Origin of the sequence: Streptomyces bottropensis ATCC 25435, from assembly GCF_000383595.1 — a bacterium.
Taxonomy (GTDB): Bacteria; Actinomycetota; Actinomycetes; order Streptomycetales; family Streptomycetaceae; genus Streptomyces; species Streptomyces bottropensis.
Map to the genome: position 1 here is coordinate 4,309,654 of NZ_KB911581.1, position 24,467 is coordinate 4,334,120.

The 24,467-nt window shown below is 72.7% G+C and carries 23 protein-coding genes; 12 read left to right on the forward strand and 11 right to left on the reverse strand.

Annotation, left to right across the window (positions count from 1 at the left end; all coding sequences use genetic code 11):
* The first annotated feature begins 4 nt into the window (after window positions 1-4).
* The 3 genes from paaC to paaE are packed head-to-tail and all read left to right on the forward strand — an operon-like array spanning window position 5 to window position 2,498.
* A complete protein-coding gene (gene paaC, locus STRBO_RS0118965; protein WP_005474894.1) occupies window positions 5-832 on the forward strand; it encodes a 1,2-phenylacetyl-CoA epoxidase subunit PaaC in 828 nt (275 codons plus the stop codon).
* Window positions 826-1,332 carry a 1,2-phenylacetyl-CoA epoxidase subunit PaaD gene (paaD, locus tag STRBO_RS0118970; RefSeq protein WP_005474892.1) on the forward strand — a complete coding sequence of 169 codons (507 nt, stop codon included), beginning with the start codon at window positions 826-828 and terminating at the stop codon, window positions 1,330-1,332. Before paaC ends, paaD begins: the two co-directional genes overlap by 7 nt.
* A complete protein-coding gene (gene paaE / locus STRBO_RS0118975) occupies window positions 1,332-2,498 on the forward strand; it encodes a 1,2-phenylacetyl-CoA epoxidase subunit PaaE (protein ID WP_005474890.1) in 1,167 nt (388 codons plus the stop codon). The genes paaD and paaE overlap by 1 nt, the downstream gene beginning before the upstream one ends.
* A gap of 82 nt (window positions 2,499-2,580) precedes the next feature.
* Here the strand turns inward: paaE and STRBO_RS0118980 are convergent, their stop codons facing one another.
* The gene (locus STRBO_RS0118980) at window positions 2,581-3,069 is read right to left on the reverse strand and encodes an Lrp/AsnC family transcriptional regulator (protein WP_005474888.1); all 489 of its coding nucleotides are present in this window, start codon (window positions 3,067-3,069) and stop codon (window positions 2,581-2,583) included.
* 256 nt (window positions 3,070-3,325) lie between these two features.
* Here STRBO_RS0118980 and STRBO_RS0118985 point away from each other — a divergent pair, with 256 nt between their 5' ends.
* Together STRBO_RS0118985 and STRBO_RS0118990 are read left to right on the forward strand one after the other, a co-directional pair.
* The gene (locus STRBO_RS0118985; protein ID WP_005474887.1) at window positions 3,326-4,933 is read left to right on the forward strand and encodes an FUSC family protein; all 1,608 of its coding nucleotides are present in this window, start codon (window positions 3,326-3,328) and stop codon (window positions 4,931-4,933) included.
* Between the two features lie 50 nt (window positions 4,934-4,983).
* Window positions 4,984-6,051 carry a lactonase family protein gene (locus tag STRBO_RS0118990; protein ID WP_005474885.1) on the forward strand — a complete coding sequence of 356 codons (1,068 nt, stop codon included), beginning with the start codon at window positions 4,984-4,986 and terminating at the stop codon, window positions 6,049-6,051.
* 96 nt (window positions 6,052-6,147) lie between these two features.
* Here STRBO_RS0118990 and STRBO_RS0118995 read toward each other — a convergent pair whose 3' ends face one another.
* On the reverse strand, window positions 6,148-7,071 hold the full coding sequence (locus tag STRBO_RS0118995; protein WP_086016289.1) for a sirohydrochlorin chelatase: 924 nt from the start codon (window positions 7,069-7,071) through the stop codon (window positions 6,148-6,150).
* Between the two features lie 193 nt (window positions 7,072-7,264).
* Window positions 7,265-8,242, reverse strand: coding sequence for an N-acetylglucosamine kinase (locus STRBO_RS0119000; RefSeq protein WP_020114606.1), 978 nt, complete (start codon window positions 8,240-8,242; stop codon window positions 7,265-7,267).
* A 314-nt stretch (window positions 8,243-8,556) separates the two neighbouring features.
* On the opposite strand from STRBO_RS0119000, the gene STRBO_RS0119005 reads away from it, so the two are divergent.
* Together STRBO_RS0119005 and STRBO_RS0119010 are read left to right on the forward strand one after the other, a co-directional pair.
* Entirely contained in the window at window positions 8,557-9,234 is a 678-nt protein-coding gene (locus STRBO_RS0119005; protein ID WP_028796738.1) for a uracil-DNA glycosylase, read from the forward strand.
* Between the two features lie 360 nt (window positions 9,235-9,594).
* Window positions 9,595-9,804 (forward strand): DUF6243 family protein, encoded by a 210-nt coding sequence (locus STRBO_RS0119010; RefSeq protein ID WP_005474879.1) that lies wholly within the window; start codon window positions 9,595-9,597, stop codon window positions 9,802-9,804.
* Window positions 9,805-9,967: 163 nt separating this feature from the next.
* Here the strand turns inward: STRBO_RS0119010 and STRBO_RS0119015 are convergent, their stop codons facing one another.
* Window positions 9,968-11,053, reverse strand: a complete 1,086-nt coding sequence (locus STRBO_RS0119015) for a WD40/YVTN/BNR-like repeat-containing protein (RefSeq protein WP_005474878.1) — start codon at window positions 11,051-11,053, stop codon at window positions 9,968-9,970.
* A gap of 237 nt (window positions 11,054-11,290) precedes the next feature.
* Here STRBO_RS0119015 and STRBO_RS0119020 point away from each other — a divergent pair, with 237 nt between their 5' ends.
* Window positions 11,291-11,872 (forward strand): Rv1733c family protein, encoded by a 582-nt coding sequence (locus STRBO_RS0119020; RefSeq protein ID WP_005474877.1) that lies wholly within the window; start codon window positions 11,291-11,293, stop codon window positions 11,870-11,872.
* 161 nt (window positions 11,873-12,033) lie between these two features.
* Here the strand turns inward: STRBO_RS0119020 and STRBO_RS0119025 are convergent, their stop codons facing one another.
* Both STRBO_RS0119025 and STRBO_RS0119030 read right to left on the reverse strand, forming a co-directional pair.
* Window positions 12,034-12,816, reverse strand: coding sequence for a pectate lyase (locus STRBO_RS0119025; protein ID WP_005474876.1), 783 nt, complete (start codon window positions 12,814-12,816; stop codon window positions 12,034-12,036).
* Between the two features lie 45 nt (window positions 12,817-12,861).
* Window positions 12,862-13,839 (reverse strand): pectate lyase family protein, encoded by a 978-nt coding sequence (locus tag STRBO_RS0119030; protein ID WP_028796740.1) that lies wholly within the window; start codon window positions 13,837-13,839, stop codon window positions 12,862-12,864.
* Between the two features lie 441 nt (window positions 13,840-14,280).
* Here STRBO_RS0119030 and STRBO_RS0119035 point away from each other — a divergent pair, with 441 nt between their 5' ends.
* Both STRBO_RS0119035 and STRBO_RS0119040 read left to right on the forward strand, forming a co-directional pair.
* Window positions 14,281-15,606: an extracellular catalytic domain type 1 short-chain-length polyhydroxyalkanoate depolymerase gene (locus tag STRBO_RS0119035; RefSeq protein ID WP_020114608.1), complete on the forward strand. Its 1,326-nt coding sequence runs from the start codon at window positions 14,281-14,283 to the stop codon at window positions 15,604-15,606.
* Between the two features lie 185 nt (window positions 15,607-15,791).
* Window positions 15,792-17,096, forward strand: coding sequence for an SGNH/GDSL hydrolase family protein (locus STRBO_RS0119040; RefSeq protein WP_005474862.1), 1,305 nt, complete (start codon window positions 15,792-15,794; stop codon window positions 17,094-17,096).
* Between the two features lie 98 nt (window positions 17,097-17,194).
* Here STRBO_RS0119040 and STRBO_RS0119045 read toward each other — a convergent pair whose 3' ends face one another.
* A complete protein-coding gene (locus STRBO_RS0119045; protein ID WP_005474850.1) occupies window positions 17,195-18,547 on the reverse strand; it encodes an FAD-dependent oxidoreductase in 1,353 nt (450 codons plus the stop codon).
* 226 nt (window positions 18,548-18,773) lie between these two features.
* On the opposite strand from STRBO_RS0119045, the gene STRBO_RS0119050 reads away from it, so the two are divergent.
* A complete protein-coding gene (locus tag STRBO_RS0119050; protein ID WP_020114609.1) occupies window positions 18,774-19,250 on the forward strand; it encodes a DUF6214 family protein in 477 nt (158 codons plus the stop codon).
* Between the two features lie 12 nt (window positions 19,251-19,262).
* Here the strand turns inward: STRBO_RS0119050 and STRBO_RS0119055 are convergent, their stop codons facing one another.
* Window positions 19,263-19,928: a DUF305 domain-containing protein gene (locus STRBO_RS0119055; protein ID WP_028796741.1), complete on the reverse strand. Its 666-nt coding sequence runs from the start codon at window positions 19,926-19,928 to the stop codon at window positions 19,263-19,265.
* 194 nt (window positions 19,929-20,122) lie between these two features.
* Between STRBO_RS0119055 and STRBO_RS0119060 the strand changes: the two genes are divergently transcribed.
* Entirely contained in the window at window positions 20,123-21,628 is a 1,506-nt protein-coding gene (locus tag STRBO_RS0119060) for an LVIVD repeat-containing protein (RefSeq protein WP_005474846.1), read from the forward strand.
* A gap of 339 nt (window positions 21,629-21,967) precedes the next feature.
* Here STRBO_RS0119060 and STRBO_RS0119065 read toward each other — a convergent pair whose 3' ends face one another.
* From STRBO_RS0119065 to STRBO_RS0119075, 3 genes are all read right to left on the reverse strand, one after another.
* Window positions 21,968-22,666, reverse strand: a complete 699-nt coding sequence (locus STRBO_RS0119065; RefSeq protein WP_005474844.1) for an HAD family hydrolase — start codon at window positions 22,664-22,666, stop codon at window positions 21,968-21,970.
* A 32-nt stretch (window positions 22,667-22,698) separates the two neighbouring features.
* Window positions 22,699-23,382, reverse strand: coding sequence for a phosphatase PAP2 family protein (locus tag STRBO_RS0119070; protein ID WP_005474841.1), 684 nt, complete (start codon window positions 23,380-23,382; stop codon window positions 22,699-22,701).
* Window positions 23,383-23,516: 134 nt separating this feature from the next.
* Complete coding sequence (locus tag STRBO_RS0119075; RefSeq protein WP_005474840.1) at window positions 23,517-24,458, reverse strand: M56 family metallopeptidase; 942 nt, start codon at window positions 24,456-24,458, stop codon at window positions 23,517-23,519.
* Window positions 24,459-24,467 lie beyond the last annotated feature (9 nt).

The window sequence follows — 24,467 nt, forward strand, 5'->3', positions numbered from 1 at the left end:
GGGCATGAGTGACGACCACGTCTACCTGACCCTCGCCGAGGGACACGAGGACGACGCGCGCTGGGCCTACGGCACCGGCTTCGAGGACCCGCTGCACGGCGTGGACACCACGGTGCCCGAGGGCGTGGACGCCGGTGAACTGGCCGCGGTCTGCGTCGCGTTGGGCGACGACGCCCTGGTCAGCGCGCAGCGGCTCGCCGAGTGGACCACCCGCGCGCCCGAACTGGAGGAGGAGGTCGCCCTCGCCAACATCGGCCTCGACCTCCTCGGCCAGGCCCGTCTGCTGTACTCCCGCGCCGGGCAGGCCGACGGCACCGGACGGGACGAGGACGCGTACGCCTACTTCCGGGACGCCGACGACTTCCGCAACGTCCGCCTCGCCGAACTCCCGTGCGGCGACTTCGCGTTCTCGATCGTCCGGCTGCTCGTGCTGTCCAGCTGGCGCCTCGCGCACTTCGGGCGACTGGTCGAGCACCCCGACCCGGTGCTCGCGGCGATCGCGGCGAAGGGCGTCAAGGAGCTGACCTACCACCGCCAGTACGCCGCCGAATGGGCCGTGCGGCTCGGGGACGGCACCGAGGAGTCGCACCGGCGGATGCGCCGGGCGATGGAGCGGGCCGCGCCGTACTTCGGCGAGCTGTTCACCGCGCACGACGTACGGGAGGAGGTCGCCGACGTGCTCCGCCAGGTCACCGGGGCGGCCGGACTGCCCATGCCGGTGTACCGGCCGCTGTCCGGCGCGGGCCGCGACGGCGACCACACCGAGCATCTGGCGCCGCTGCTGGCCGAGTTGCAGAGCGTGGCCCGTGCGCATCCGGAGGCGACATGGTGATCACGCCGACCGAGGCCCGGCGCGCCCGGCACATCGCCGAGCAGGTTCCGGATCCCGAGCTGCCCATGCTGACCCTCGCCGACCTCGGCGTCCTGAGGGATGTCGAGCTGACGGAGGACGGCACGGTGGTCGCGAGCCTGACCCCGACCTACTCCGGCTGCCCGGCCATGGCCGAGATGCGCGCCGACGTGGCGGCCCGGCTGAGCGCCGCCGGATACGCGCGGGTGGAGATCCGCACGGTCCTGAACCCCCCGTGGACGACGGACTGGATCACCGACACCGGCCGCCGCAAACTCACCGAACACGGCATCGCCCCACCAGGTGCGGCGCCCCGGGGCCCGGTCCCCCTCCTGCTGTCACCCACCCGGCGGACGGTCGCCTGCCCGCTCTGCGGCTCGGCGGACACCGAGGAGACCTCGCGCTTCGCCGCCACGTCCTGCAAGTCACTGTGGCGCTGCCGCGCCTGTCGCGAGCCGTTCGAGCACGTCAAGGAGATCTGATGGAAGGCCTCAAGGAAGAGCCGACGGGAGGCCCGCGGGCCGGGGCGGTGGCCTCGCCGGTGCCGGCGGGTTCCGCCACCCCGGCGGTCCACGCGCGCACTCGCCGCCGTCCGGCCTTCCACGCCCTGCGGGTCGCCTCCGTGGAGCCGCTCTGCGAGGACGCCGTCGCCGTCGGTTTCGCGATCCCGGCGGAGCTGGCGGAGGAGTTCGCCTTCGCGCCCGGTCAGTCGCTGACCCTGCGGCGCGAGATCGACGGACGCGACGAGCGCCGCTCGTACTCGATCTGTTCGCCGGCCGGTGCGACGCCACGCATCGGTGTACGGGTCGTGCCGGGCGGGCTGTTCTCCTCGTGGCTCGTGGACGACGTACGGCCCGGTGACACCGTCGACGTCATGGGCCCCACCGGGTTCTTCACCCCCGACCTCGGCACCCCCGGTCACCATGTGCTGATCGCGGCGGGCTCCGGCATCACGCCCATGGTCTCCATCGCCGAGTCCGTCCTGGCCGCCGATCCCTCCTCGACCGTCACCCTCTTCTACGGCAACCGCCGCAGCGCCACGGTGATGTTCGCCGACGAGCTGGCCGACCTGAAGGACCTGTACCCGGCCCGCTTCCAGCTCGCCCACGTCCTCTCCCGCGAACCCCGCGAGGCCGAGCTGCTGTCGGGTCGGCTCGACGCCGACCGGCTCTCGGCGCTGATCGGCTCCCTGGTCGACGTCGGCACCGCGGACCACTGGTGGCTGTGCGGCCCGCACGGCATGGTCCGCGACGCCCAGCGGGTGCTGGCCGGGCTCGGGGTGCCAAAGGACCGGGTCCATCAGGAGCTGTTCTACGCCGACGACGAGCCCGTGCGGGAGGCCCGGCACGAGGAGGCCGTCGCCGAGGGCCCCGTCAGCGAGGTCACCGTCACGCTCGACGGCCGCTCCACCACGGCCGCGCTCTCCCGCGAGCGCAGCATCCTGGACGGCGCCCAGCGCACCCGCCCCGATCTGCCCTTCGCGTGCAAGGGGGGCGTCTGCGGCACCTGCCGGGCCCTGGTCACCGACGGCAAGGCCGACATGCGGCGCAACTTCGCGCTCGAACCGGCGGAGGTGGCTGCGGGGTATGTCCTGACCTGCCAGTCGTACGCGGTGTCGGAGACGCTGACGGTCGACTTCGACACGTGAGGGATGAGGGCGGCGGGCGGCCTGGGGCGGGTTCGGTCGTGGGTCGGGTGCGGACGAACACCTCCACGACCTCCCGGGCCGGTCAGTTCCTCGCCGGCCGGCCCGCCGCCGCGCCGATCGACTCCACCAACGGCGACAGCCGGTAGGGCACGCGCTCCCTGAGCGCGACCTCCGTGCGGGTGCGCACGACGCCCGGCAGGCTGATCAGTGCCTGGATGACGTCCTCCAGGTGCGCGTTGTCCCGGGCCACCACCCGGGTCAGGAGGTCGCCGCCACCGGTGATCGAGAACGCCTCGATGATCTCCGGTACGGCCGCGAGCGCGTCCCCGACGTCGTCCAGGTGCCCCTGCGTCACCTCGATGTGTACGAACGCCAGCACGGGGTGACCGAGCGCGGCCGGGGAGAGGGACGGGCTCGTGCCCGTGATCACGCCGTCGCGTTCCAGCCGGTCGAGGCGGGCCTGCAGCGTGCCGCGGGCGACGCCGAGGATGCGGGCGCACTCCCGCACGCTGGTGCGCGGCTGGTCCAGGAGCAGCCGCAGGATGCGGGTGTCGAGCTCGTCCACCGCCATGGTCCGTTGGCCTCCCTCTGGCACCGGGTGAAGAGGCCGCACTGTACCAATGGCCCAGTGAATACGGCACCGGTTGAGCCACCGGGCCTCTGATGGTTTCCTGATGACCATCGATGGCGCCGCGCAGCGCAGGACGGCAATGAGGCCGGTCCGTGCCCGCGGCGCCATTTCCATGCCGCGACGGCGTGGTCGGACTTCGAAGGCCCCGCGGGGGCCTCAGCGAACGGGAGAGGACGGGCGGCCGGCGGTGAAGAGGATGTTCATGGCTCCGGACCCGGGGCGCCTGAGGCTGCGGGTCGCGCTGCGGGCGGTGCTCGGCATCGGTCTCGCGGTGACCGCGGCGGAGGCGGCCGGGCTGTCGCTGACCGCCTCGATCACGGCCGGGCTCACGGCGCTCCTCGCCCTCTTCACGGTCGCCGACCCCACCGTGCGCGGTCAGGTGGTCACCACCGCCCTGCTGCCCGCCGCGGGCTTTCCGGTCCTGGCCCTCGCGACGGTGCTGCACGACCTGCCGACGCTGCGCGACGCGGTCTGGCTCGTGGTGATCTTCTGCGGCGTCCATGCCCGCCGCTGGGGGCCACGCGGCCACGCGCTCGGCATCTTCGCCTTCATGACCTTCTTCGTCACCCAGTTCCTGCACGCCGTCCCCGGCCAGCTGCCGGAGCTGTACACGGCCATGACCCTCGCGCTGACGGCCTCCTCGGCCGTGCGCTTCGGCGCCTGGTGCATCGAGCGCCGCTTCCCGCCGCCGACCGCCCCCGCCCCGGGCGACGGCCGGGGACTCGCCCGGTCCACCACCCGGCAGGCCTTCCAGGCGAGCGCCGCCTGCGCCTTCGCGATGGCCGTCGGGCAGGTCCTCTCGCAGGAACGCTGGTACTGGGCCGTCGGCACCGCCTGGTGGATCTTCGTGAACACCACCTCGCGCGGCGAGACCCTGGTCCGCGGCTTCCGGCGCCTGGTCGGCACGGTCACCGGCATCCTCGTCGGCCTGCTGGTCGCCGTCCCCCTGCACGGCGCCCCGGCCCCCACCGCCGCACTGGTCGCCGTCTGCGTGTTCGGCATCTTCTACACCGCCGCCGTGTCGTACTCCTGGATGATGCTCTGCGTCACCGTGATGGCGGCCCTGCTCTACGGTCTCCTCGGCGTCCTGGACCCCGCGCTCCTCGGCCTGCGCCTGGCGCAGACCGGGGTCGGCGCGCTCGGCGCCGCCCTCGCCGTGGCGCTCGTCCTCCCGGTCACCACGCACGCCGTCACCGACCGGTGGGTGCGCCGGGCCCTGCACGCGGTGCACGCCTGCACCGCGACGGCGGCCCGGAGCCTCGCCGGAGACCCCGACGCGGACCCGGCCCCGCACGTGGCGGAGCTGGAGGCGCTCCTCGGGCGCGTACGGCTGTCCCTCGCGCCCCTGGTCCACCCCCTCAACCCGTTGCGCCGACGCAAGGAACGGGCCCGCCGGGTGCTCGCCCTGCTCGACGACTGCGCCCGCGAGGCCCGGGGCCTCGGGGAGGTCGTGCGAGCCCCCCACGGCACCCGGGGTGTCCGCCACGCTCCCCGCACGGCCCGCGCCGACCACGGCGGACCCCGTAGCGCATCCGGGGCGCACCCTCTCGCCGTCGAGGCCGACCCGGGCGCCTCCTCCCACGGAGCCCGCCTCACCGCCGCCTGCCTCCGCGTCGAATCGGCCGTCGAGACCCTGGTCGGCGCGCTGCCCGAGCGCCCCGCCCCGGCGCACGCCGGCGCCCCGCACCCGGACCGTCACCCCGGCGCGGAGCAGGCCCTCGCACATCTCCACGGTCTGGAACGCGCCCTCGCGGACCTGGCCCCGCCGCTGCGCGGTTCCTCCCTCGTACAGACTTTGGTCTAGACCTCCTGCTACTGTTCGCCCGCACACCGGGCGAGCGGGAGGGGACGACAGTGACGACAGCGCCTCGGGCGACGGGCGGACGGCGGCCACGACGGGCCTACATCGGCTCGTTCACCTCGGCGGGCGGCCCCGGCGTCCTCGCCGCCGTCGTGGACGACGAGAGCGGTGCGCTGACCGCCCTCGGCGGAGCGGACGACGTTCCCGACCCGTCCTACCTCGCCCTCGCACCGGACGGCGACACCCTCTACGCCGTCAGCGAGCGGACCGAGGGTGCCGTGGCCGCCTACCGGGTGACGGGCGACAAGCCCGAGTTGACCGGGCCGCCCGTGACGGTGGGCGTCGGTCCCACGCACCTGTGTCTGCACGCCGGCCACGTGCTGAGCGCCGACTACGGCTCCGGCAGCGTCACCGCCGTCCCCCTGCTGCCCGACGGCACCCTCGCCCCCTCCTCGTCAGGAACGCTCCGGCACACCGGAGCGGGGCCGGACCGGCTTGACCGGCGGGAAGCGCACGCCCACCAGGTGGTGCCCGCCCCGGACGGCCGCCACTTCCTCGGCGTCGACCTCGGCACGGACTCGGTGCGGGTGTGCGCGCTCGACGACGGCGTCCCCGTCGTGCTCCACGAGACGGCGCTGCGGCCGGGCTCGGGACCACGTCACCTCGCCCTCCACCCGGGCGGGCCCGACGGACCGGACGGGGCGTCCGTGTACGTCCTGAACGAACTCGCCGCCACGGTCACCGTGTGCCGTTGGAGGGCCCCTGACGGCCCGCTGGAGCCGCTGCGAGAGATATCGGTGCTCCCGCAAGCCTCCGCGGGCGACGCGTACCCCTCGGGCATCGTCGTGTCCTCCGACGGGCGTTTCCTGTGGACCGCCACCCGGGGCGCGGACGTCCTGTCGGTGCTCGCCGTCGAGGACGCCGGGCCGCGCCTGGTCGCGACCGTGCCCTGTGGCGGCCACTGGCCGCGCGCCCTCGCCCACGCGGCCGGGACGCTGTACGTGGCCAACGAGCGGTCGGGCGACGTCACCTGGTTCACGGTGGACCCGGAGACGGGCACACCGGTGCGCGGCGGCTCGATCGAGGTGCCGGCGGCGTCCTGTGTCGTCCTGGACGTCTGAACGGCAACCCGGTACCGGCACGGCCGAGGGCCCGCTCCTACGAGAGGAGCGGGCCCTCGGCAGTACGGGTCGCGGTCCGGGATCCGAGCACCCGGCTCAGCGAACCGGCATGCCCTGCGGCTGCTGCGGCGCGATGCCGAGCGCGGTGGTGTACTTGCCGAGCGCCAGCTTGCCGATCGCCGGGTAGGGGCCGAGCGCCTCGGCGGCGGAGCAGCCCGCCTCCTTCGCGGCGGCCTCGATCAGACCGGCGTCGATCTCCGGCCCTATCAGGTACGGCGCGAGAGCCAGCTGCTGGGAGCCCGAGGAACGCAGCTGCTCGGCCACGGAGGTGATGGAGCCCTCCTGGTCGAGGGCGGCCGCCATCACCGGCACGGCGAGGCGCGCGGCCAGCAGCATGCCCGTGATCCCGGCGGCCTGCACGGCCTCCTCGCCGCCCACGGTGGCGAGGACGATGCCGTCCGCGGCGGTGGCCACGGTGAACAGCCGGGCCCGGTCGGCACGCGCCAGACCGGCCTCGGACAGGCGCACGTGCAGCGCCTCGGCGAGCAGCGGGTGCGGGCCGAGGACATCGGTCAGCTCGGCCGCGATACGGCTCTCCATGACGGCCTGGCGGACCTGGCGCAGGGTGGCGCTGTCCGGGCCGGCCAGCAGGGGCACGACGACGGCGACGAGGCCATCCGGCTCCTTGACGTCCAGACCGGCGGCACGCGCCTGCTCGTAACGGGCGGTGCGCTCCTCGGCGGCGCGGGCGAGCACCGACTGCAGCGTGGGGAACTCGTCGCCGCCACCGTCGACATAGCCGATACGGGCGTCGAGGCCGGGCAGCTCGGAGCGCGCGATGCTCACGACCTCCTCGGCGAGGCCGCGCGTGGCGGCGCTGGGCGTGCCGGGCACCGCGAGGACGAGCGCGGGCGCGCCCTCGGGAGCCGCCAGGGGCTCCGGGCGGCGGTGCCGCCCGGGCTGGCGGGGTCGCGGCATTCGTACTGGCAGGCCGGACGCGGGCCCAGTGGGGGAGCTCATGGCGCCGCATGTTACTGGCTTCTTGGGCTCCCCTGTTCGGGGAGGGTGCAGGTGAGCGGTATCCGTCCTGATTTGTCTGATGAGTTACGGGCCGATCAGGGTCGATCACTACCGCATATATCTACCAAGAGCCGCACTTGGGTGTGAACGGTGGTGCTTGTCCGATAGGCTGGATTACTCACTTTTGTGGGGACTACTTTTCGGCCACCACGTACAACATCCGCTCGTCGTACGGCAACCCCAGCCCCTCACCCGCCAGCGCGGCCGCGATGCGCACGGCTCCGACCAGCGGATCTCCCTCCGCCGGCACCAGCGGCGCGTGCGGCAGCAGCTTCGCCAACTCCGCCGCCAGTGGGACGCGCAGCGGATCGCCCAGCTCGAACAGGCCGCCGGTCAGGGCCACTCGGGGCTCGCCCGACGCCGGGCAGACGGCGGCCGCCGCGTCGGCCATGTGCCGGGCCGCCTCGCGCAGGACGTCCGCCGCCACAGGATCGTCCGCGGCGCCCGCGCCCACCTCGGGCGCGAAGGAGGCGAGGACCGCCGGGCGGTCGGGCCTCGGGTAGAGCAGACCGGGAAGTCCGTCCAGCGGGCCGAACAGCCTTTCGGCGCGCGCCAGCAGCCGCGCCGAACCACCGCTGCGCCCGTCGTACGCCCGCAGCGCCGCCTCAAGCCCGGCCCGCCCGATCCACGCCCCGCCGCCGCAGTCCCCGAGCAGATGGCCCCAGCCGTCCGCCCGGCGCCAGCTCTCCAGGTCCGTGCCGATCGCGATCATCCCGGTGCCGGCCGCGATCACCGCGCCCGGCCGCACACCGAGGGCGCCGGTGTACGCGGCGACCGCGTCGGCCACCAGCGCGATCCGCCGCACCCCCAACTCGCGCGTCAGCGCCGACGGCAGCTCCGCGCGCAGCTGCTCGCCGAGCGTCGCGAACCCGGCGGCCCCCACGGCCACGGCGACCGGCCGACCGCACCCGGCCTCGTCGATCAACCGTCGCGCCATGGGCAGCAACCGCTCCAGCAGATGCCCGGCGTCGATCCCGCGTGCCGCGGTCCGCACGGGCTCCCGGGAGGCCACCGGCTCTCCGAGCACCTCGGTGCCCCGGGCCAGGACCGCCCGCAGTCCGGAGCCGCCGGAGTCCACGGCGAGCACGACGGGATGCGCTGCGCCGCTCATGGCGGTCGCCGGTCCACGGGAGCGCCGCTCTGGGGGGCCGGCATCCTGCCGAGCAGCAGCACCCCCTGCCGCGTCCATGACGTCAGGTCCGTGCAGAGAGGACGCCGGGCGGGCCGAGGGTGAGAGCCAAGGCGGTGGAGCGGCCCGAGCACCGGATGCGACAAGTCCCCTCCTTCCCGGTGACCGGCGGCGTGACCTGCTCGACCGGTTCGAAGATCTGGATGACGACGAAGGGTAGCGCCTGCGGGGCGGGCGGTGCGGGCGTCCTGCCGGGGTATGCGGGGTGTCTGTGTGTGCCAGTAGAGTGACGCGCCGTGGCACCACGACCTTTGCATGAACTTGTCGAAGCGGGCTGGGCGAAGGCCCTTGAGCCGGTGGCCGAACGTATCGCCGGGATGGGGGACTTCCTGCGGGCCGAGATAGCGGCGGGCCGGACGTACCTGCCGTCCGGGGCGAACGTCCTGCGGGCCTTCCAGCAGCCCTTCGACGACGTCCGCGTCCTGATCGTCGGTCAGGATCCCTATCCCACACCCGGCATGGCGATCGGGTTGAGCTTCGCCGTCTCGCCGGAGGTGCGTTCGCTGCCGGGCAGCCTGGAGAACATCTACCGCGAGATGCACTCCGACCTCGGGCTGCCCAGGCCGTCGAACGGCGATCTGACGCCGTGGGCACAGCAGGGCGTCCTGCTGCTCAACAGGGCCCTCACCACGGCCCCGCGCAAGCCGGCGGCGCACCGCGGAAAGGGCTGGGAGGAGGTCACCGAGCAGGCGATACGGGCGCTGGCCGGACGGGGGAAGCCGCTGGTGTCCATTCTCTGGGGCCGCGACGCGCGCAATCTGCGGCCGTTGCTGGGAGAGCTTCCGGCGATCGAGTCCGCGCATCCGTCCCCGATGTCGGCCGACCGGGGTTTCTTCGGTTCGCGTCCGTTCAGCCGGGCCAACGACCTGCTGCTGAGCCAGGGCGCCCAGCCCGTGGACTGGCGCCTGCCGTAGGGCACGGTTCACATGCGTGGCTCGGAGGATGTCGGTCTTCCGGCCGGGGCCTCCCTCAGGGACGAGCGGTGCGGTCCCGGCGCGGGCGGCCCGCAGACCCCCGCGCCGGACCGGTGACCGAGGCAGCCGGGCACCCGTACCGGTGGCCGGAGGACGCCCCCACGACCCGTCGCACAGGAGCGACGGCGAAAAACGTGGTGTGCGGCCCCGACGGAACCGGGTAACGTCATGGTCATGTTCTTCCAGACGCCGATTTACGAGTGAGAGCGTGATGGGCCCCTGCTGACGTCCTTCGACGTCGCCGCGCCCGTCCCCCACCGATGAATCCGTAGACCACTTCGCATCATTCCGGGAGAACCCATGAGCAAGAACATCAACAACCCCGTGGGCATGGGCGGCGGCAAGCGCAAGAAGCTGTCCCGCGCCGAACGGCAGAACAACGGTCCGCACCGCAACCAGGACCGCCAGGTCGCCGCCGACCAGAAGGCGGAGCTGCTGCGCAAGATGCGCGAGAAGGCCGGCACGGCCGAGGACGCCGGGCAGACGGGCGACGACACCGCACAGCGCTGACGCACCGCCGCCGCAGGGCGGCACCGTCGCCCGCTTCCCACCCCCGGGCCCGGCCCGGCCCGCCTGCCGCCGGACGACACGGAGTGGTCCCGTGCCCCACGGCGGTCCGAGGGTCTTCGCCCAGCCGGATCTGCGTCTTCCCGTCCTTCCGTCCCCCCGTCGCTCAGCCGACGACCGCCGCGCGCACGCACAGCACGTCCGGCAGGTGCGACATCAACTGGTGCCAGGTGTCGCCGTCGTCTGCCGACGCGTACACCTCGCCGTTGCGGTTGCCGAAGTACACGCCCGCCGGGTCCGCGTCGTCCGTGCACATCGCGTCGCGCAGGACCGTGCCGTAGTGGTCCTCGGTCGGCAGGCCCGCCGACAGCGGCTCCCAGCTCTTGCCCGCGTCCGCCGTGCGGTAGACCCGGCAGCGGCGGTCGGCCGGGACGCGGTCGGCGTCGGCGGTGATCGGGAACACATAGGCGGTGTCCCCGCGGTGCGGGTGGGCGACGGCCGCGAACCCGAACGTGGAGGGCAGGCCCTCGCCGATGTCCTCCCAGTGGGCGCCCCCGTCGTCGCTGCGGTACACCCCCCAGTGGTTCTGCAGATACAGCCGGTCGGGGGTCACCGCGTCCCGGGTGACCTTGTGCACGCACTGCCCGAACTCCGGGTTCGGGTCCGGAAGGAACACCGCCGAGACGCCGGAGTTAGAGGGCGACCAGCTCGCGCCGCCGTCCTCGGTGCGGAAGACCCCCGCGGTGGAGACGGCCACGGTCATCGCGCGCGGGTCGCGCCGGTCGGTGAGGATCGTGTGCAGCCCCTCGCCACCGCCGCCCGGCACCCACCTGTCGCGCGTCGGGTGCTCCCACAGCGGCCGCACCAGCTCGAAGCTCACCCCCCGGTCCTCGGAGCGGTAGAGCGCGGCCGGCTCCGTGCCCGCGTACACCACGTCCGGCTCCGCCGCCGCCGGGTGCAGCTGCCACACGCGCTCCAGCGAGGCACCGGTGTCCTGGGGGAACCTGACGGCCGGCCGGGCCGGCTCGGTCCAGGTGCGGCCGAGGTCGTCGGAGTGGAAGACGGAGGGGCCCCAGTGGGCGCTGTCGCCGCCGACGAGGAGCCGCGGGGTGTCCGTACGGGTGTCGATGGCGACCGCGTAGACGGCCTGCGCGTTGAAGTACGGGGTCTCGTCGAACTGCCAGGTGTCACCGCGTCGGCGCCCGATGAACAGCCCCTTGCGTGTGCCTACGGTGAGCAGTACCTCGGCCATCCCGGCCACCTCCTGGACATCGTCGTCTCAGCCATGGGCCAGTCTGCACCCCGCCACTGACAGTCACCCCCTGACACGCCTTCGCCCCAGGTCAGCGGGCGTGGAGGGGTGCGGTGTGCGGGCCGGGGACCGGCCGGGCCCGGCGGGGGTGACCCACGTCGCATGAGCAGAGGGCGGGCCGCCGCCGTATGGGAGAGCGGTCCGGCAGTCCTGCGTGCGCGAGGGAGGGTGCCTCCGATGGTGGCATTCCGTGGTCCGAAGGTGTGGCTGTGGCGATGGCGGCGCAACCCGCTCAGACGCCGCGGCGACCGGCTGGAGTCCTATGTCGTCCTGCTCACCTTCGCCCTGACGCTGTTCGGCGGGGTGACGACGGGCCTCATGGCCGCCGGCTCGGTGGAGTCCGGTCTCGCCCGCCAGCGCGCCGAGTGGCGCCCGGTCGGCGCGGTCCTCACCGAGGACGCGCCGGAGCCCTCCGGCCAGAGCGGCACGGGCACGGAGAAGGTCTGGGCGAAGGTCCGCTGGACGGCCCCGGACGGTTCCGCCCACGAGGGACAGGCACGGGTCGACCCCGCCACCCTGATGGGCGCCCCCGTCACCGTGTGGACGGACGCCGAGGGCCTGCTGGTCACCAAGCCCGCCAGTGAGGCCCAGGCCCGGCTGCGCGCCACGCTCGTCGGCACGCTCGCGGGTCTGTTCGTGGCCGCCGTGCCCTTCGTGGGCGGCCGGCTCGTCCGGGGCCGGATGGAGCGGCGGCGGATGGACCAGTGGGACGAGGAGTGGGAGCGGATCGGCCCGCTCTGGGAGCGCAAGATCTGGTGAGAGCGGTCGGGGCGGACATGTGACGGTGACCGCCGCGGCCCCCCCGGCGCCGTATCGGGTCCGTGGGGGAGGGTTCCGCACATGGCCGGCGGCCGGACGAGGCCCGTGGGGGGAGGCTCCGTCCGGCCGCCGGGGGACTCACCGGTGGGTGAGGAGCGGGCTCACCGGTAGGTGATGTCCGAGGAGGCGTACAGGCAGTTGGTGCTGTCGGGGCCCGTGCCGGCTGCGGTGTTGTTGTTGTACTTCTGGCACGGGACGACCTTGCGGCCGCTGTCGTTGAGGATCGTGATCCTCCGCAGGGTCGCCACGTCGCCCCGGTTGACGTTGATGCCGACGAGCCGCGCGGTGGAGCCCGTGCCGGTCACCTCGATGTTGTTGAGGTTCACCTTGCGGGTGTACTGCGTGGAGCAGTCGCCGCACGAGCGGTACAGCGTCTTGAACTCGCTGACCGCGAAGTTGGAGATGTTCAGGGTGCCGGGCCCGTTGTGCTGGAAGACCTTGTCCGCCGCCTTCCGGGCGCCGCCGCCGGTCACCGTGTAGGTGGAGCCGCCGCGGAAGGTCGCCGCGTCCTCGCCGACGTCCTCCCACCAGACGTTCTGCAGAGTGCAGTTGCCCTCGCAGTGGATGCCGTCGGCGCCGGGCGCGCCGATGATGACGTTCTTCAGGGTCGCGCCGGCCGCGAGCTTGAAGATCGGGTCCTGGCCCTCGTCCTGGCCGTCGCCGGCCAGTTCGCCGCTGCCGTAGTAGCGGACCATGCCGCCGTCCCTGGTGCCCGACACCGAGATGGTGGAGGACACCGGCTGACTGCCGTTGGCGGACGGCCAGGTGGCGGCGTTCGCCGGAGTGGCCCCGCTAGTCATGATCATGCCAAACGAGAGGCTGAACGCGGCGAGCGTGCCGGTCAGCGCGCGCGTGCGGGCACGCGGACGTGCTGCAGAAGTCATGTCCCGATTCCTTCTGTTGTCCTGGCGGATGGGGGGTGGCGGAGCTCAGAGTTTCCCGGCGCCCGCGCCCGACGTCACCGAGGCGACGACGGAGGAGACGGGCTCGGCGGTGTAGCCGTAGGGCGGGGCGGTGAAGCTGCCCGCCCGGGAGATCTCGGTGGCGGCCCCACCGAGGTCGTTGCCGCGCAGGTTCGCGTAGCCGTCCACGTCACTGCTGCGGTTCGTGGTGACCGCGACTCCCGTGTTGCGGAAGACGTTGTTCTCCACGAGCATCTGGGCGCCCATGCGCGAGTGGCAGGCGGTCTCGGCGCCGTCCACGTAGTTGTTGTAGAAGTGCCCGGTGCCGAAGCGCAGGCTGGGGATGCGCGAGTACACGTCGCTGAAGTGGTTGTGGTGGTACGTCACCTTCAGGTGCCCGGTGTCCTCGGAGGCGTTCTTGTCGCTGTGGCCGACGAGTGAGCCCTTGAAGTGCTCCTTGAAGGTGTTCCAGGACACCGTCACGTTGTCCGAGCCGTGGTTGATGTCCAGCAGGCCGTCGTAGTGGTCCTTGTCGTGCGTGCGGTCCGCGGAGAAGGAGTTGTGGTCGATCCACACCTTCGTGGACTCCTGGACCGTGATCCCGTCCGCGGGCGCGACCGGCCTGCTGATGTTCAGGTTGCGGACGACGACGTTGGTCCGCTCCTTGATCCGCAGGCCGCCACCGGTGAACCCGGACGACGAACCCACGCCGAGCACCGTGGTGTGGGAACCGAGGTCCACCTGGCCGCTCAGTGAGATCAGGCCGCTCACGCGGACGACCTTGGCCGTGTCGCCGGTGACGGCGGCCTTGAACGCGGCGAGCGTCGAGACCGTGACGGGGGCGGCGCCGCCACCACCGGTGGTCCCGGCGCCGAAGCCGACCGGGGAGGTCTCCGCCGCGGCGGCGGAGTGCGGCAGGGCGAGGGCGGCGGTCGTCACCAGGGCGGCCGCCGCGGCCACCAGAACCGATCTTTGCGCCTGTGTACGTGGGGGGACGGTACGCATGCGGGTGCGTCCCTTCAGGGGAGATGCTGTCGGGCTATGTATATGAACGAGATTCACTATTGTGATCCACGTGTGCGAGCGGAAGGAGTGCCGCGTGGATCTCGATGATGCAGGTGGAGCGATTTCCCGGGAACGGACTGGCTCCGGCGGGCCCGGACCCTGGGGTGGGGTACGGTCGCCGGTTCACACTGCTGAACGGAACGTAGAGGGCAAGCGCTTTCTAGTCAACGCTTTGCGCAAAAGAGGTTGGGTCGGGCCTGGTGGGGGCTGCGGGCCGCGTCGGGTGCGGGCGCGGGGCGAGGTCGCCGGGGTGGTGCGAGCGAATTCTTTCGACGTGTGGGAGCGCTTCCATGGCTGCCATGCCCATGTCACGATGCTGATCCGCTCATCCGAACCGCTCCCTCCTTTCTGCCGATCTCCGTCACAGGAAGGCACGACGACGTGACCCCCACCCCCCACGACCGGGCGCGGACATCGCCGCGCTCGGTGCTCCTCACGCTGCTGGCGGCCCTGGTGCCGCTGCTCGCGGCCGCACTGCTGACCGCGCCCACCGCCGCCGCGGCGGACGCGAGGGCCGAGGCCGCTCCCCGGGCCGCGCTCACCGAGATCACTGGCTTCGGCACGAACCCCAGCAACCTGCAGATGTACCTGTACGTGCCGGACAGCGTCACCACGAAGCCGGCGATCGTGGTGGCCGTGCACTACTGCACCGGCTCGGGACCGGCGATGTACAACGGCACCGAGTACGCCTCGCTGGCCGACCGGTACGGGTTCATCGTCGTGTACCCGTCCGTCACCCGCAGCAGCAAGTGCTTCGACGTCGCCTCCCCGCAGGCGCTGACCCGCGGCGGCGGCAGCGACCCCGTGGGCATCAAGTCCATGGTCGACTGGACCGTCCGCACCTACGGCGCCGACACCAGCAGGATCTTCGCCACCGGTATCTCCTCCGGCGCGATGATGACCAACGTCCTCCTCGGCGACTACCCCGACGTGTTCGCCGCCGGCGCCGCCTTCGCGGGTGTGCCCTTCGCCTGCTTCGCCACCACCAACGGCTCCGAGTGGAACAGCGACTGCGCGAACGGCAACGTCATCCGCACCCCGCAGGCCTGGGGCGATCTCGTCCGGGGGGCCCACCCCGGCTACACCGGACCCCGCCCGCGCATGCAGCTGTGGCACGGCACCACCGACGACGTGCTGCGCTATCCGAACTTCGGCGAGGAGATCAAGCAGTGGACCAATGTGCACGGCGTCGGCCAGACGCCGTCGGCCACCGACTCGCCCCAGGCCGGCTGGACCCGCACCCGCTACGGCGGCACCGGTGACCGCGCCCTCGTCGAGGCCATCAGCCTCCAGGGCACCGGCCACAATCTGTACGCCTGGGGCATGGCCGAGCGCGTCCTCACCTTCTTCGGCCTGAACGGCTCCGGCCCCGCGCCCCAGCCTCCGGCCGGCCCCTGCAAGGTGACCGTCACCACCCAGGCCTGGAGCACCGGCCTGACCGCGTCGGTGACCGTCACCAACACCGGTACGACGGCGGTCGACGGCTGGAAGCTGGGCTTCACCCTCCCCTCGGGACAGACCGTCACCGGCGGCTGGGGCGCCACGTACAGCCCGACGAGCGGCGCCGTGACCGCGACCAACGCCTCGTACAACGCCGCGATCGCCCCCGGCGCGAGCGTCAGCATCGGCTACCAGGCCAACCACACCGGCAACAGTGCCGCACCCTCGGCGTTCTCGCTCAACGGGGCCGTGTGCAAGGGCGGTTGACGTGATGTGACGTGACCCGATCCGACCCTGTGTCCTGCTCCGGCCGGCCCCTTCCGGGCGGGCGCCCACGCGGCGCGCGCCCGGAGACGGTTCGTCCTGCCCGACCTCCGAGAAAGGCACCGCACTTGCGACCGCTCAGCAGCCCACAGCCCGCCGAGCCGTCGAGCCGGGCGCCGCTCGCGACCGTGCTCGCCACCTGCGTCCTCGCCCTGGCCCTGGTGGTGGCGTCGTCCGCCGTGGTCGCCCTGGTCGGGAGCCCGCGGCGGGCGGAGGGGGCCGGCACGGGCGAGACGGCGTCGTCCGCCCGGCACTGGGTGAACACCTGGTCCGCCATGCCGCAGCTGACCGAGCCGGGCAACATGCCCCCGGCGCCGTTCACCGGGGAGCGGGCCGTACTGGTCGACACCACCCTGCGGCAGACCGTGCGGGTCACCACCGGCGGCGACCGTGTCCGGCTGCGCTTCTCCAACGCCTTCGGCGGCAGCGCGCTGCCGCTGACCGCCGTGACGGTTGCCCTGCCGCTGGAGGGGCGGGCCGGGGTCGCGGCGATCGAACCCGGCACCTCCCGGACCGTGACGTTCAGCGGCCGGGAGTCCACGACCGTACCGGTCGGCGCCCAAGTGGTCTCCGACCCGCTGGACTTCACGCTACGGCCGGGCACGGTCCTCACGGTGACCGCGTACCTGGCCGAGGGGCAGGCGTCGCTCGCCCTCACCTCGCACCCCGGCTCCCGCACCACCTCGTACCTCGACCACGGCGACCGCACCGAGGACGCGGACCTCCCCGGCGCGACCCCGACCAACCACTGGTACCTGCTCAGCGACATCGAGGTGCTGTCCCGGCCCGCCACGTCCTCGGTCGCCGTCCTCGGCGACTCGCTCACCGACGGCCGGGGCTCCACCACCAACGGCAACAACCGCTGGCCCGACCAGCTCTTCGACCGTCTCCAGCAGCGGCCCGGCACCCGGCACCTCGCCGTGGTGAACCTGGCGGCCGGCGGCAACCGTGTCCTCAACGACGGTCTCGGCCCCAACGCCCTCGCCCGCCTGGACCGCGACATCCTGGCACACAGCGGCGTCGAACAACTGATCGTCTTCGAGGGCGTCAACGACCTCGGCACCGCCGAGGCCACCCCCGCCGCCCAGCAGCGCGTCACCGCCGACCTGATCGCCGCCTACGAGCAGATCGTCGTCCGCGCACACGCCCAGGGCATCCGTGTCTACGGCGCGACCCTCCTGCCCTTCGGCGGCAACACCCCCTACGACGACACCGCCGGACACCGCGAGGCCGCGCGGCAGGCCGTCAACACCTGGATCCGCACCAGCGGACGCTTCGACGCCGTCATCGACTTCGACCGCGCGGTCCGCGACCCGCGGAACCCCGGCCGGCTCCTGCCCGGCCTCCACGACGGCGACTGGCTGCACCTCAACCCGGAGGGCTACCGGATCCTGGCCGAGACGGTCCCGGCCCGGCTCCTCCAGCGGGGGTGAGCGGCCGACCCGCCGCCGGACCGACGCGGTCCCGCTCGGTCCGCTCGGCCTCGGGCGGACCGGCGCGAGGCCGTACGGCAGCGTGCGCCGGGGCCGCTTCAGCGCCGGCCGGTGTGGGCCGCCGTCATGAGCGACTCCCAGTCGGGGAGCTTGACCACACCTCTGCCCAGCGAGGCCCCGAGCGCCGCCTCGGCACGCTCGATCGCCTGCCAGCCCCACCACTCGACCGGCTCGCACCCCTCCGCGCGCAGGGCCGCCACCGGGTCGTCCGGCACGCGCCTGGACGCCAGCTCCGGCGCGTCCAGCAGGAGCGATGTCACCGTCTCCTTGGCACAGGGGCGGTTGGTGCCGATCACTCCGGTGGGGCCGCGCTTGATCCAGCCGGCCACGTACTCGCCGGGAGAGGGCCGGCCGTCGCGCAGCACGCGCCCGGCGCTGTGCGGGACCGTGCCGCCGGCCGGGTCGAAGGGGAGGCCGTCGAGGGGGACGCCCCGGTAGCCGACCGAGCGCAGGACCAACTGTGCCTCGACCTCCTCGTAGCGGCCGGTGCCGGTCAGGCCGCCGTGAGCGTCGGGTTCGGTGCGCTCCAGGCGTACGCCGCAGACCCGGTCGCCGTCGGCGAGGATCTCCACGGGGCGCAGGAAGAAGCGCAGCCGGATGCGGCGACGGCCGTAGGGGGCCGGCGCGGTGGCCCAGCCACGCAGGACCTCCACGTTGCGGCGCCGGGCGGCGGGGAGGGACGAGGGGTCGACGTAGTCCGGGTCCAGCTCCAGCTCGGCCGGGTTGACGTCGACCCGGGTGTCCGGGAGGGTGCTCAGCTCGCGCAGCTCCTTGGTGGTGAAGCGGGCGTGCGAGGGGCCCCGGCGGCCCACCATGTGGACGCGGGTGACCTCGCTGGCGGCGAGGGAGGCCAGCGCGGCCTGCGGCATGTCGGTGGGGCTCAGCTCGGTCGCGCCGCGCGCCAGCATGCGGGTGACGTCCACCGCGACGTTCCCGACGCCGATGACCACGGCCGTCCGCGCGCCGAGGGCGGGTCCGTCGAACGCGCAGGCCGTCGCGTCCGGATGGGCGCTGTACCAGGAGACGAACTCGGTGGCCGACCAACTGCCGCGCAACTCCTCGCCCGGGATGCCGAGCCGACGGTCGGCGGCGGCGCCCACGCAGTACACGACCGCGTGGTACAGCTCCCGCAGCCGGGCGGCACCCACTCCGTCCGAGCCCACCCGGACACCGCCGAGGAAACGCACCCGCTCGTGCTCCAGCACGGCACGCAGGTTGTTCTGCAGCGACTTGATCTTCTCGTGGTCCGGCGCGACCCCGTAGCGCACCAGGCCGTACGGGCACGGCAGCCGGTCCAGTACGTCGACGAGCACGTCCGGGTCCTGCTGGACGAGGCTCTGGGCGGTGTAGCACCCGCTCGGCCCCGATCCGACGACGGCGACACGTAGCACGGCGGAACTCCTTTGCGCGAGGAGATCGCTGGTGTCTCCAGGATGGCACCGCGGCGCCCGCCGGGGGAGGGGCGCGGACGTGAGGCAGGGGTGCTGCGCCGTAGGGGTGCCGTGCGCCCCCGGTACGCGTGCCTATTCGCAGAGAATGTGATCATGCGCTTACGTTGCGTATGTGCTGGAAGCATCCTTTCTCAATCTTTCCGACCGCCACTGGCAGGACGGCGCCATGAGCGTGCGGCCCGCCTGGGAGGTGCAGGAGCATGACGGAGCCACGGCATGGTTCAACGCGCGGCTGGCCTTCCCGGACGGCGCCGCGGTGGAGGTGCTCGCCGTGGTCTGCGAGGGCCGGCTGTCCCTGGAGGACGTGCGCGCCCAGCCGCCGCTGTCCCTGGACGACCTGACGGAGCTGGCGGACTGGATCGAGGGCCCGCTGTTCGAGGCGTGCGGCACCACGCCCGAGTACCCCGAGGAGGAGCTGCCGGGGACGGCGCACGGATCCGGGCGGCGGGCCAGGCCCGCGTGGCCGCGCGGGGTGGAGGGGCGGCGGCTGGTGGCCGAGGAGTACCTCGCGGCACAGCGGTCCGGCCACGACCCGGTCCTCGCCGTGATGTGCGCGACCGGGCACAGCCGCCGCAAGTCGCTCCGGCTGATCGCCGGGGCGCGCGACGAGGGCCTGCTCGGCCCCCGCCACGCCCGGCGCTGAGCAGGCCGCCGGCTACGTCGTCAGGTCGCGCATGCGGCTGATCTCCGTGGCCTGCTGGGCGATGACGTCGTCGGCCATCTCCTCGACCAGGATGTTGTTGCCCTGTGCCTTCACGTCCGTGGCCATGGTGATCGCCCCCTCGTGATGAGTGATCATCAGCTTCAGGAAGAGCCGGTCGAACTTCGCCCCGTCGAGGGAACCGAGTTCCTTCATCTGGGCCTCGGTCGCCATACCGGGCATGGCCTCGTGGTCGTGCGAAGTCTCGTGCTCGTCACCGTCGTTGACCTTCAGCCACCCCTCCATGGCCTCGATCTCGGGCTTCTGGGCGGCCGAGATGCGTTCGGCGATCCGCTTCACCTGGGTCGACTTCGCGTGGTCGGGGGCGAGTTCGGTCATCTCCAGCGCCTGGGTGTGGTGCACGATCATCATGCGCGCGTAGTCGAAGTCCGCGGAATTCGGAGTGTCATCCTCCGCTCGCTGCTTCTCAACTTCTTCCGGCGAAAGGGTTTGAGCCGCCTCACCCGGTTTTCCGGGGGCGATCACCGCAGGTCCGCTCGACCGGGCGGAACCGCCGTCGGGGTCCGCCCCGGACCCCGAGTCGCAGCCCGCGAGCGCCAGGAGAACGGCCGTCAGTGAGGCCGTGACCAGCGGCGCGCGGGGTGGGCGGCGAACGAGCACAGTGACCTCCTGGGGCACGGCAACGGGTGTACGCCTCTTGAGTGTTGACGAACTTTCCTCACACGCTTTCACTGATCGGTGATCAAATTTGTTCGTTACAAGTACATTGCCGCCTGTTGATCTGTGCATGATGAAGACGATACTTCGGAGGAGCCTGAACCGTTCGACTGCGAACGGCTACACGGGAGGACACAGTGACCCTGTTGAACAACCTTCGGACGCGGCGCAGACGTCTGGGGGTCGCCGCGACGGCGGCCGGTCTCCTGGCCGCGTTACTCACCGCCGGACCGGCGGCCGCGACTCCTGACCCCGGGGACGCGCCCGCCGTGCGGGAGAAGGTCTCCAAGAGCGACGCCGCCGAGGCGCGGGCGGCGATAGCCGCCGGCGAGATACCCGGCCAGGACGAGATCGTCCACTCCGCCAACATGCAGCACCTGACCAACATCCCCAAGGAGGCGCTGCCGGGCACCAACTCGGACCTCGCCTTCCAGGGCAAGTACGCCTTCGCCGGCAACTACGACGGCTTCCGGGTCTTCGACATCAGCGACCCGAAGGCGCCGAAGACCGTCGCCCAGGTGCTGTGCCCGGGCTCGCAGAACGACATCTCCGTCTCCGGCGACCTGCTGTTCCTGTCCACCGACTCCTCGCGCAGCGACAACTCCTGCAACAGCACCACGCAGCCCGCGACCGAGAAGTCGTCGTGGGAGGGCATGAAGATCTTCGACATCAGCGACAAGGCGCACCCGAAGTACGTCGCCGCCGTCGAGACGTCCTGCGGCTCGCACACCCACACGCTGGTGCCCGACGGCAAGAACGTCTACGTCTACGTCTCCTCGTACTCGCCGAGCGCCGCGTTCCCCGACTGCCAGCCTCCGCACGACGGCATCTCGGTCATCAAGGTGTCCCGCAAGCACCCGGAGCGGGCGAAGGTGGTCGGCTTCCCGGTCCTGTTCCCCGGTGAGGGTGCGGACGGCGGCGGCAACCCCGGTTCGCCCACGAACCCCGGTGTCTCCAAGACCACCGGCTGTCACGACATCACGGTGCTGCCGTCGAAGGACCTGGCGGCCGGCGCGTGCATGGGTGACGGCATCCTGTTCTCCATCAAGAACCCGAAGAAGCCGAAGGTCATCGACCGCGTCCAGGACAACGTGAACTTCGCGTTCTGGCACTCGGCCACCTTCAACCAGGACGCCGACAAGGTCGTCTTCACCGACGAGCTGGGCGGCGGCGGCGCGGCCACCTGCAACGCGGCGATCGGACCGAACCGGGGCGCCGACGGCATCTACGAGATCACCGGCAAGGGCGACGAGCGCAAGCTCGTCTTCAAGAGCTACTACAAGATCCCCCGCCACCAGGCGGACACCGAGAACTGCGTCGCCCACAACGGCTCGCTGATCCCGGTCGAGGGCAAGGACATCATGGTCCAGGCGTGGTACCAGGGCGGCATCTCCGTCTGGGACTTCACCGACTCCGCCAAGCCCGAGGAGATCGCCTACTTCGAGCGTGGCCCCATCTCCACCAGCACCCTGGTGGGCGGCGGCTCGTGGTCGGCGTACTACTACAACGGTTACATCTACTCGAACGACCTGGTGAAGGGCTTCGACGTCCTGAAGCTCGACGACCCGCGGACGAACCCTGCCCAGAAGGTCGGCATGTCCGAGCTCAACGTGCAGACGCAGCCGGACTACTTCGCCCGGTAGAAGCACCGCGACGGATCTGCCGTCATCCGTCCCGCCGGGCCCTTCGGGGACCGGCGGGACACCGCGTTGCAGGTGTGGCCCCCGACCGACCGGGGTGCCGTGCGAGGACATCCCGCGACTCCCGCGACTCCCGCGTCGGCCCACGGCCGGCGAACTATACTCGGCGCTTCCGGGTGGCGACCCGGTGTGCCGCCGCCCGGACGTCGTTCGTCCCGGGCCGCACGGGGGACGGTCCGGGACGGACGTCCGGCGGTGGTGCCCCAGCCGGCCGGTGAACAGCCCGTGGGTGCAGGGGACCCGGCCGTCCGGCCCGCTCGGGCGACGGGGCCCGACGGCCCCTCAGCCCACCAGATCCAGCACCGGCCGCAGCCCGTCCGGCCGTGCGGAGGCGGGCAGATGGTCGACGAAGTGCACCGCGCATCCCAGAGCCGCCGCACCGCCGTCGGCCCGCCGGTCGTCGCCCACCATCAACGTCTTCCGCGCGTCCACGCCGAGCGCCTCGCAGGCGAGCGCGAACAGCCGGGGATCCGGCTTCTGGACGCCGTGTTCGTACGACAGCGCGTACGCGCCGACGTACGCGTGGAGGCCGTGCGCCCGGAAGACCGGCCGCGGATCCCAGCCGATGTTGCTCACCACCCCGACGGCGATCCCGCGTTCCCGCAGGGTGGCGAGGACCTCGGCGGCGTCCGGGTAGGGGCTCCACGCCGACGGCGTCATATGGCGGTCGTACAGCGCGTCGTGGAGCGCCGGGTCGGGAAGTGCCACCCGGCGGGAGAGAGCCGTGTAGGCGGCCCGGTGCTGCTCGGCGCTCCGGTCCCGCGCCGCCCACAGCTCACCCGGCCCGCCCGTCGGCGGCTCCGCCGGATACGCCCCGCCCGGCAGCGCGCCGGCCCGCTCCAGGGCCTCGGCCGCCCGGAGCGACTCCGACTCGGGCAGGACGATTCCGGCGTCCCTCAGGACCGCACGGAGCCAGGACTCGGTGGACTCCGCACGGAAGAGAGTTCCGGAGAAGTCGAACAGCACCCCTTCGAGCGTCATGCCGCCGATCCTTCGTGCCCGCTCGCAGCCGGTCAAGTGCGCCTCGGGGCCCTCCACCTCTCGTACGTCAGCACCGCCAGCGCGATCGTCAGGCCGCCCAGGAGCCAGCCGCCCAGCACGTCCGACGCCCAGTGCACGCCCAGCCAGATCCGGCTCAGTCCGACACCGACGACGCAGACCACGGCCACCGCCACGGCGGTCCGCATGACGACGCGGCCGGCGCCGTAGCGGTGCAGGAGCCACACCAGCAGTCCGAGGACGACCGTGGCCGTCATGGCGTGGCCCGACGGGTACGCCGCGTAGTGGGCGGAGTCGACGGGGTCGGGCCACGCGGGCCGCTCCCGGCCCACGGCCGCCTTCAGCCCCTGCTGCAGCGCCGTCCCCACCGCGCACGTGATGCCCAGCCAGAGGGCGAGCCACCATTCCCGGTGGCGCCACACCAGCCAGACCGCGACGGCCGCGACCAGCAGACGCATCGTCACCGGGTCCCAGACCCAGTCCGTGAGGATGCGGAACGCCTGGGTGAGGACGGGGTCCGCTACAGCCCAGCCGTGGGTGGTGTTCGCGATGCTCTCGTCCAGCGACATGAGCGGCGCCCAGGAGATCGCGACCAGGACGAGCAGCAGGACGGAGGAGGCCGCGAAGGCCGCGGCGGCGCGGACGGTGCGGGTGGCCGGCGGCCGGTGGGGCGGCGCGTCGACGGTGGGGGTGTGCATACAGCGATCCTGACCGACTCCCGGGGGCCGAGGCCAACGCCGGGGCGTGAGATCACTGTCACGCGGCGCGTCCGGAGCAAAGCCGTCGCGTCGCACGTTGTCCTTGGGCTGCTCTTTATCCCCTCTTTGCCATGTCACGACCTACCGAGTGCCCGCAAAGCGGGAACGAAAGCCACCAGCACGGGTACGACCGGCACCAGCGCGGCGTACGCGGTCAACCGCAGCCGACGCGCCGGGGTGAGACGCCGCGGGGGAGCCAGCAACCGGTCGACCCGCCGCGGCACATGGTCCTGCGGCGTCGGACAGGGCCCGAACACGCCCCGGTCCTCGTTGAGGCCGACGAGGGCGAGGGCGATGGTGAGGCGGCCGTGGCGCCGGGAGGCGGTGTCGTCGGCGGCGAGTTCGACCAGCCGGTGCATCTCGTCCCGGAACGCGGCGAACACCGGCACCCGCGGGAAGCCGCCCGCGAGCGCCGCCGCACAGTGCAGCAGCCAGTGGTGCCGCGCCCGCGCATGCCCCTGCTCATGGGCCACCACCGCGTCCACCTGCCGTTCCTCCAGTCGGCGCAACGCCGCCGTGGTGATGACCAGTCGGGGCGCGGCACCGGGCAGCCACCAGGCGTCCGGCCGCTCGCCCTCCACCACCACGAGCCGGTCGCCGTCCGGCTCCTCACCGGGCAACAAGGGTGCGCGCAGGCGGAGTTCGGCATGACGCCGGTGCCGCTGCCGCCGGGCCCGGACGATCTCGCGGACCAGCATCGCCCCGGTCCACAGCCCGCCGCAGGCGAGCGCCACGGCGGTGCCGACGGCCCAGCGGCCCCCGCCGCCCAGCGCGTAGGCCTCCACGACCCCGTCCGGCGCCGGCGCGAACACCCGCCCGCGCACCGCGGCCCAGGCGGCCGCCGCACTCAGGGCCATCGCCAGCACGCAGCACAGCAGCACGGCCGCCACCACGCACTGCCACACCCACAGGGCGACCACCGGTTCACGGTCCGGCCAGTCGGCGCGGGCCAGCAGCCGCGGGGCGACGACGGCGGTCAGGGCGCCGAGCAGCAACAACGCCGCGGGGACCATCATGAGGCGCAG

Coding starts and splice junctions, on each gene's coding strand:
- STRBO_RS0119030 (WP_028796740.1), bottom strand. CDS start 13,839: ATGCGTACCGTCCCCCCACGTACACAGGCGCAAAGATCGGTTCTGGTG.
- STRBO_RS0118985 (WP_005474887.1), top strand. CDS start 3,326: ATGTTCATGGCTCCGGACCCGGGGCGCCTGAGGCTGCGGGTCGCGCTG.
- STRBO_RS0119075 (WP_005474840.1), bottom strand. CDS start 24,458: ATGATGGTCCCCGCGGCGTTGTTGCTGCTCGGCGCCCTGACCGCCGTC.
- STRBO_RS0119015 (WP_005474878.1), bottom strand. CDS start 11,053: ATGGCCGAGGTACTGCTCACCGTAGGCACACGCAAGGGGCTGTTCATC.
- paaC (WP_005474894.1), top strand. CDS start 5: ATGAGTGACGACCACGTCTACCTGACCCTCGCCGAGGGACACGAGGAC.
- STRBO_RS0119070 (WP_005474841.1), bottom strand. CDS start 23,382: ATGCACACCCCCACCGTCGACGCGCCGCCCCACCGGCCGCCGGCCACC.
- STRBO_RS0119010 (WP_005474879.1), top strand. CDS start 9,595: ATGAGCAAGAACATCAACAACCCCGTGGGCATGGGCGGCGGCAAGCGC.
- STRBO_RS0118980 (WP_005474888.1), bottom strand. CDS start 3,069: ATGGCGGTGGACGAGCTCGACACCCGCATCCTGCGGCTGCTCCTGGAC.
- STRBO_RS0119000 (WP_020114606.1), bottom strand. CDS start 8,242: ATGAGCGGCGCAGCGCATCCCGTCGTGCTCGCCGTGGACTCCGGCGGC.
- paaE (WP_005474890.1), top strand. CDS start 1,332: ATGGAAGGCCTCAAGGAAGAGCCGACGGGAGGCCCGCGGGCCGGGGCG.
- STRBO_RS0119020 (WP_005474877.1), top strand. CDS start 11,291: ATGGTGGCATTCCGTGGTCCGAAGGTGTGGCTGTGGCGATGGCGGCGC.
- STRBO_RS0119065 (WP_005474844.1), bottom strand. CDS start 22,666: ATGACGCTCGAAGGGGTGCTGTTCGACTTCTCCGGAACTCTCTTCCGT.
- STRBO_RS0119025 (WP_005474876.1), bottom strand. CDS start 12,816: ATGACTTCTGCAGCACGTCCGCGTGCCCGCACGCGCGCGCTGACCGGC.
- STRBO_RS0119050 (WP_020114609.1), top strand. CDS start 18,774: ATGAGCGTGCGGCCCGCCTGGGAGGTGCAGGAGCATGACGGAGCCACG.
- STRBO_RS0118995 (WP_086016289.1), bottom strand. CDS start 7,071: ATGAGCTCCCCCACTGGGCCCGCGTCCGGCCTGCCAGTACGAATGCCG.
- paaD (WP_005474892.1), top strand. CDS start 826: ATGGTGATCACGCCGACCGAGGCCCGGCGCGCCCGGCACATCGCCGAG.